We start from the raw sequence: 6,066 nt of genomic DNA, 5'->3' as shown, positions 1-6,066 counted from the left end.
GTACCACCTGCACCAACCTGAATAGATGAATCCCTAATAGCAGATATAACATTGTCATTTTGAGCCATACCTAAATAGTTATTACTGCACCAGACAATCACTTCTCTATTTCTTTCATAATCCATAATATAGGGAAGCCTGCCTGGTAGTGTAGCAAAGCTCGTAAATTCTCTATAATGGCCTTCTTCTTTAATGCTATTTATTTTACTTGCAAATATCTCCTCGTAATCCATTCACTTATATTATTGACTAGTTTGGAGTTCTTGCTCGAATATTTTGGTGTGCATTATTTTTTCATCAGAATCCATTTTTAATGCGCTTCCTGGATTATTAACTTGTTCCTTACTGCCACAACATATCACACCAATAATCAATATGCATGCTGCAGCCATAGCTCCTATCATTATATTGTCTAAATAAACTCCAGCAGCTACTGTTATTAGTGCGCAAATTCCAGCAATCACCAATGGAGAGAATGTATAATCACTATCTGGTTGTAAATGCTTTGCTTGAACACGTTCTCTATTAATCTCGATGATTTGCCCTTCTATAACCTTTTTCATTTCCTGTAGTTGAGAAATTTGATTCTTTAATCTGTTCTGACGTTTTGCATTATGAAGTTCATTCCGTAGTGTCTGTGCAGTAATTTGTGTTTTCTCAATTTCTTCAACCTGTGAATCAATATATTTTAATAAACCCTTTAAAATATCATGGTTCCCATCAACATTCAGTTTTATCTTCTTTGCAAATTCTGAATCTGAAAACGATCCTCCATATTTATATGTACGGTTAATATCTTGCTTACACTTTGTAATACGCTGAGATGGAGAAGTTGAAGTATTACCTACCCTACTACTGCTGCTACTGCTAATCCCACCACCACTACTACTTGTACCAGGTCCAGTATTCAAATCTCTATTTTTACTAGCGCTTTGTGATCCTGTTGCTGTTTGAGCACCTTGTAACATTTTACCCTCCTAGATAATTTAACTTACACTTACTCACTATGCAACCACATTAAGTATAACAGTTTTTTTTACACAGCATATTGTTTTTTATATATACCTTCTGCAAAATAAACTACTGAATTTTTTTGCAGAAGATTTACTTTTAGATTTCACATCTTTTAATCATCATCTATACTATATAAGCTTCTTTCCTTTTCTATCCTTTCTTGTTCTTCAATGCAATATATAGCAAGCGGATTAGCTTCTAGCCTTTTAATGCCTATTTCCTCTCCTGTGCCTTCACAATAACCATAAGTTCCTAGTTTGATTTTTTCTAATGCTTCCTTAATTTTTTCCTTTTTTTCTTTTCTACGTTTAATTAACTTTTCATTTTCATCATCTGCAATAGAGTAAAATTGCAATTCTTGCCTTTCTAATTCATCAAGCATTGCCTGAAGTTTTACATGAAAATATTCTAAATGCTTTGTATTCATATATTCTTCATTTTCTGAAGGGATATAATCTTCTAATAGCACTAATAACGATTTTGCATTCATAATGTTCCCCACTTATTTAATAAAGTTTTGAATATAAACTATAGTAAACACTATAATTCATAATAAAGTTTTAAAAGGTATGTTTTACAAAACAAAAATTATAGCAACAGGTTATGTGCATATAATATCCCTTTTTATTATAATGCTTATACTAGTTTCTTTCTCACTTGAAAACTATAATAATAATGAAATTATATTAGCATTAGTTTGGACATGTGCTACATTTATTTTACAAGTTTCCACAAGCAAGTTATTCGTTTCAGAATATAATGATGGAACATTGGAACAAATTTTTATACAGCCCATTTCTTCCAGATTAACAGTTGCATATACAATTTTTACTCATTGGTTGATATTTGGGTTATCACTCTCGATTATTTCTGCTATATTTAGTCTTGCAATATTCAGCAATAGTACTAAATATGCAATTACAATAGGACTGTCACTATTATTTAATACATCAGTTATAGTAAGTATATCTGCTACAGGCAATGCATTGACGCTTGGTAAAAATGATTTAGCATCTGTGGTGTCACAGGTTTTAGTCCTACCACTACTTATGCCAGCTTTTATATATTTTAAATTACTCATAGATCATGAAATAACTATTCACATAATATTAGTTACTATTTTAATCTTTATTATATCAATAGCTAACAGCATTATCGCTACTCATGCGGCATTAAAACTTGCTGTAGAGCAAGATTAATTCTTAAATAACACAGCTAATACACAGAGTTGCTCAATAGTAACATCTTCTGGACGTTCATTCCCAGTGAGCTGAGCACTTTTAAAGATGTCGTATTTACTATTTAATATATTTTTTAAACTAGTTTTAAGCATTTTTCTTCTTTTAACAAAAACCACTTGTACTAACTTTTTTAAAGCGTTTATGTCTATCTCAAATCTTTGAAGAGGAAGAGGATTTACTGTAATGACTGAAGAATTTACTTTTGGTTTAGGAAAAAATTCTTCTGGTAGAAGATCAAATTTTATCTCAACCTTACAAAGTAACTGACTGATTATTGACAAATATCCGTAATCTTTAGAATGAGGTTGTGCTACAATACGCTTCGCGACCTCTTTCTGAAAAATAAGTGTTAGATTTGTAAAATTCGCTATATTATCTAGCCATTTTAAAAATAGTGCTACTGAAATATTATAAGGTAAACTTGCAATAATTTTAATTGGGGGCTCTATAAATTCCGTTTCTTTAATATGCAGTGCATCTGCTTCTATTATTTTATATTTTCCTTTATATAACCCTAACAATTGATCGTGTTGCTTTATGAGATTAGTATCTTTTTCTATAGCTAATAGAAATTTTGGATTACGTTTTAATATTTCTTTTGTCAATGAGCCATATCCTGGACCAATTTCGATGACATTGAATCCATTTAAATCACCAGCTAGGTCAATTAGCTTTTTTGCTGTATGGCTGGACAAAATAAAATTTTGTCCAAGACTCTTTTTTGGTTTGTGCATCATCTGTGTATTATGCATTAATTTAAAAATAGTTGACTATAATTTCTCAATATTTATATTCTAATAGAATACTATGCCGGCTTAGCTCAATTGGTAGAGCAACTGACTTGTAATCAGTAGGTTGTCAGTTCAACTCCGACAGCCGGCACACTATATTAAATAAAATCTATGTCCTTTCTTATAGTAGCAAATTGGAAAATGAATGGAACACGTGCTATGTTCACAAAATTTCTTAATAATCTAAATAAAATCAGCGGCAAAGCTCATTCTAAGATTATTGTTTGTCCACCTTTTACAGCATTACCAGATAAATTTACGTTCAACAATATCAGTATAGGTGCACAAAATTGCCATTATGTAAAATCAGGATCTTATACAGGTGAAATCAGTGCAGAAATGCTCAAAGAGTTAGGCTGTTCATACGTGATACTTGGACATTCCGAAAGGAAAAATGAGAAAGACAACGAGATCAGACTTAAAGCTGAAGTTGCACTAGAAGTAGGTTTATATCCAATCATTTGTTTAGGTGAAAATCTTGCAGATTATAAAGCTGGTAAAACACGGGATATTATAAAAGAACAATGTCAAAATCGTTTACCAACTCATGGTAACTACATAATAGCATATGAGCCAATATGGGCAATAGGTACAGGTCTATTGCCAAGTAATGCTTCAATTTCTGNNANTATTNCAGNAATAANATTATACTCNAATTCCACAACCATTCTATATGGTGGTTCAGTAAATTTAGAAAATATTAAAAGTTTATTAGATCTTTCAACTTTATCTGGAGTACTCATTGGTAGTGCAAGCTTAGATTACAGTCTCTTTTGTGCAATTATAGAAAAAGCTGACATGATAAATAAAAAGAAGCAAATTCCTTTTAAAGCTTGATTTGAAAAATTGTATAATGTATGCTTTATTAATTGTTTTTTTATAGGTAATACTATGGTTTTTGATGAGTATAATGCGGGTTATAGCACTGATGGGAATCAGTTTAATGATGGAATATCTGTTGGTTATAGCACTGATGGGAGTCTGAATGATGTAATATCTGATGTTGATCAGGTACTTTCTAGTGGTAAGCACTACACATATACTTCTTCTGCTGGTGGGTACACTCATAATGCAGAATTTCATCTTCATGAAGATACCCATAAGTTCTCATGGGTCAATGAGATTTCTGATACAAATAACAATCTAGTTTGTAAGGACTACATAGAAGGTAAAGTTAATAATTTTACTCATGACAACGGTTATATTCAGGTGAGCTTGAGTGATATAAAACTTGATTGCAAATATGATTTGAAATGTATGGAAGAATGGATGGAAGGAAGAGCAAGTATGAACAGTAAAGTTTTGCCAAAAAAGAGGTAAAGTAAAACTAAAGTACTAATATTAAAAGTTAAGTGCAGCACGTTCTTTTCTTACCAGTGCAAGCAGGGTAAGAAAAGAACGTGCTGCACTTAACTACTTCTTAAAAGAAGGGATAGCGTACACTTCACTTAAAAGTTTTTATTAATTTAGCTCTATTTTATTAACTGCGGTGTTACAAAAATTATATAATATCATTTACTGTCTATACAACGCTTTAATAGATACAATTTATAATGATGGTATAGAGCATGCTGGATATTTAGCATTTTTGATATTATTGTCAATATTTCCTTTCCTGATTGTTTTAATGGCTTTAGCATCCGCATTGGCAAATCTATTAGATCAATATAATATCAGTTGGCTACCAATAATAGATAGCATACCAGAAGATATTTTAGTATCTTTAATGCCACGTATCAGGGAGATAATATCTGGTCCACCACAAAGCTTATTGACTGTAGCCATTGTAGGTGCTACTTGGACTGCTTCATCCATCATTGAAGGTTTCAGAACAACATTAAACAAGGCTTACAGAGTGCCGATTTCATCACCATATATATTGAGAAGAATATTAAGTATATTACAGTTTTTGGTTATCACACTTATAATCACCCTAACTGCAGTAGGCTCAACATTAATACCAATGCATACGTTGACCTATACTAAATATTTAGTAATCGAGTCTATACTCTTTACTATAGTTGCATGGCTATATTTTATGTTACCAAATATCAAGCAAGGCTTAATAGAGGTGTTTCCAGGGTCAATAGTTACAGTGATTTTATGGACAATTTCTGCTACAGTATTTAAGCAATATCTAAACACGTCCTTTCATCAACTAAACTTGATATATGGCAGTTTAGGTGGTATAGTAATATCATTATTATTTTTTTACATGATCAGTTTAATTTTCATATATGGTGCTAAATTTAATTTTCATTTGAAATCTGCTAAACATGAAGCTTTTGGAAGATAAAGTTGCTCTTATAACTGGTGCATCAAGCAAGATAGGCTCTGAGGTGACCAAAAGGTTTGTGAAAGAAGGTGCAAATGTCATTTTAATCTCACGGTCAATAGAAAATTTAAACTCATTATATAACGAAATTAAGGAATTAGAGGAATTCAAAGAAAATTCTGTTACCCTAATACAACTAGATCTTCTAGATTTTGACAGCGTAAAAGTATTTGCAAATAAACTTCTTACAGGTTCCCTTGATATATTGATTGCATGTGCAGAAGCATTAGGTAGTTTGAGTCCCATTCAAGATTATGAGCTTGAAACATTCCAGAATATAATCAATACGAACCTGATTGCTAATTGGTATTTATTAAAAAATCTAGATCCCATATTAAAAAAGTCTAATGCAGGGAGAATAATTTTTGTAAGCTTAGTACCTCCTTCATCTTACCCATGTTGCGGAGCATATTCAGCAAGTAAAGCTGCTTTAGAAGTAATAATGAAAGTATATGCATCTGAAACAAAGCATACAAAATTATGTGTTAATGTTCTACATCTACAAGCAGATGAAGCAGTAAGTAAATTAGTCGAACAAGCTTATGAAAGTTGTAACGTGTCAGATGACGCAGTAAATAAATTAGTCGAATTAGCTTCTGAAAGTTATAATGTGTCAGGGAAAGTTTTTTCACTTACTTAATTTTTATATTGCTTTCCATTATGAAATAATATATAATGAAGTTAA

8 protein-coding genes, 1 tRNA gene and 1 pseudogene are annotated in these 6,066 nt (G+C 31.5%); 6 read left to right on the top strand and 4 right to left on the bottom strand.

Annotation, left to right across the window (positions count from 1 at the left end):
- From BIY23_RS03670 to BIY23_RS03660, 3 genes and pseudogenes are all read right to left on the bottom strand, one after another.
- Positions 1-233 (bottom strand): annotated as a pseudogene (locus tag BIY23_RS03670) (5-aminolevulinate synthase); the annotation flags it as partial.
- Positions 234-242: 9 nt separating this feature from the next.
- Positions 243-968 carry a hypothetical protein gene (locus BIY23_RS03665; RefSeq protein WP_070065189.1) on the bottom strand — a complete coding sequence of 242 codons (726 nt, stop codon included), beginning with the start codon at positions 966-968 and terminating at the stop codon, positions 243-245.
- A gap of 158 nt (positions 969-1,126) precedes the next feature.
- Positions 1,127-1,504 (bottom strand): TraR/DksA family transcriptional regulator, encoded by a 378-nt coding sequence (locus BIY23_RS03660; RefSeq protein ID WP_070065188.1) that lies wholly within the window; start codon positions 1,502-1,504, stop codon positions 1,127-1,129.
- A 79-nt stretch (positions 1,505-1,583) separates the two neighbouring features.
- Between BIY23_RS03660 and BIY23_RS03655 the strand changes: the two genes are divergently transcribed.
- Positions 1,584-2,213: a heme exporter protein CcmB gene (locus BIY23_RS03655; RefSeq protein ID WP_070065187.1), complete on the top strand. Its 630-nt coding sequence runs from the start codon at positions 1,584-1,586 to the stop codon at positions 2,211-2,213.
- On the opposite strand, the gene rsmA is transcribed toward BIY23_RS03655, so the two are convergent.
- Complete coding sequence (rsmA, locus tag BIY23_RS03650; RefSeq protein ID WP_070065186.1) at positions 2,210-3,007, bottom strand: 16S rRNA (adenine(1518)-N(6)/adenine(1519)-N(6))-dimethyltransferase RsmA; 798 nt, start codon at positions 3,005-3,007, stop codon at positions 2,210-2,212. The genes BIY23_RS03655 and rsmA overlap by 4 nt on opposite strands.
- 57 nt (positions 3,008-3,064) lie before the next feature.
- On the opposite strand from rsmA, the gene BIY23_RS03645 reads away from it, so the two are divergent.
- From BIY23_RS03645 to BIY23_RS03625, 5 genes are all read left to right on the top strand, one after another.
- Positions 3,065-3,137 (top strand) — tRNA-Thr (locus tag BIY23_RS03645).
- A gap of 20 nt (positions 3,138-3,157) precedes the next feature.
- Positions 3,158-3,883, top strand: coding sequence for a triosephosphate isomerase (locus BIY23_RS03640; RefSeq protein WP_070065185.1), 726 nt, complete (start codon positions 3,158-3,160; stop codon positions 3,881-3,883).
- A gap of 54 nt (positions 3,884-3,937) precedes the next feature.
- Positions 3,938-4,366, top strand: a complete 429-nt coding sequence (locus tag BIY23_RS03635; protein ID WP_070065184.1) for a hypothetical protein — start codon at positions 3,938-3,940, stop codon at positions 4,364-4,366.
- Positions 4,367-4,535: 169 nt separating this feature from the next.
- Entirely contained in the window at positions 4,536-5,342 is an 807-nt protein-coding gene (locus tag BIY23_RS03630) for a YihY/virulence factor BrkB family protein (protein WP_070065183.1), read from the top strand.
- On the top strand, positions 5,323-6,021 hold the full coding sequence (locus BIY23_RS03625) for an SDR family NAD(P)-dependent oxidoreductase (RefSeq protein WP_070065182.1): 699 nt from the start codon (positions 5,323-5,325) through the stop codon (positions 6,019-6,021). The genes BIY23_RS03630 and BIY23_RS03625 overlap by 20 nt, the downstream gene beginning before the upstream one ends.
- Positions 6,022-6,066: the final 45 nt, after the last annotated feature.

The organism is Wolbachia pipientis (genome assembly GCF_001752665.1).
GTDB lineage: Bacteria > Pseudomonadota > Alphaproteobacteria > Rickettsiales > Anaplasmataceae > Wolbachia > Wolbachia pipientis_A.
Note: the sequence above shows the minus strand (reverse complement) of the source record. Positions and strands in the feature narration are given on the sequence as shown.